The following is a 1093-nucleotide window of genomic DNA, read 5'->3' as shown; positions in this document are numbered from 1 at the left end:
CAACCAGTTCCTTGCTCAGATGCAATCAATGCTAAAAAACATCGTCGAAAACAGTCAGCAGTTGTCAGAACAAGCACAACAGGCGAATGAGCTCTCAGCCATGGCGGCAGGACGCGTTGAGCACCAACAAAATGACGTACACCAAATTGCTACGGCCATTCATGAAATGTCGGCAACCGCTGCAGAAGTAGCAAGTCATGCAGAATTGACCGCAAGTGCATCCCAAAACTCCGCATCTGCGTGTGTGGAAGGTCAAAGCGTTATTCAGAAAAACCGAGAAGCGATTGTGTCGCTTGCTGAGCAAGTGAGTGATGCGGCAAATGTGATTTCTGAACTGGAAGCGAACACCCAAAGCATCAACCAAATTTTGTCTACGATTCAGGGCATTGCTGAGCAAACCAACCTGCTCGCTCTCAATGCGGCCATCGAAGCAGCACGCGCGGGTGAACAAGGACGCGGATTTGCCGTGGTAGCGGATGAAGTACGTGTACTTAGCCAACGCACTCATGGCTCAACAGAAGAAATCCGTACCATGATTGAAACGCTGCAAAGCAATACCAAGCTTGCCGTAAACAGCATGCAAGCCAGCACTAGCTTGGCAGATACCAGCGTGGATTACGCACAGCAAGCGCACGACAGTCTAACCAGCATCACCAACTCTATCACTGAGATTAATGATATGGCGATGCAGATTGCGAGCGCAGCAGAAGAGCAGCGAGCGGTAAGTGAAGACATCAGCCGCAATACTCAAGGCATCAAAGACGATGCAGATGTCATTGCTGAGCAATCACTGAAAAGCAGTGAAGGCGCACGCAGAATGTTCAACACAGCGAACACCATGCGAGAAAACATCAGTCGCTTTAAAGTGTAAACCGCCCCGAAAAAGCAGCTCCCAGAGCTGCTTTTTTATTGATGTTATCTAGCCCTTTAACTTCCCAATAATAAATAAAAAAATGATGGCATTGCTCGTGGCATTTCATGCATATTAAGAGCCCTCAACCCTATTCAACAAGGACGTCTATCAATCATGGGTTACGAATGGCTTGCTCTATGCGCTGCCTTTTTATGGGCGGTTTCCAGCCTGATTTCGGTC

The 1093-nt window shown here is 48.2% G+C and carries 1 protein-coding gene; it reads left to right on the top strand.

Annotation, left to right across the window (positions count from 1 at the left end; translation table 11 throughout):
* Positions 1-871 (top strand): methyl-accepting chemotaxis protein (locus R7Q47_RS26095; protein ID WP_318090242.1); only part of this gene is annotated, 871 nt, incomplete at its 5' end.
* Positions 872-1093 lie beyond the last annotated feature (222 nt).

Source organism: Vibrio sp. Vb0349 (assembly GCF_033338975.1).
The sequence above is the reverse complement of the archived record's forward strand: the minus strand, read 5'-3'. Positions and strand labels throughout refer to the sequence as shown.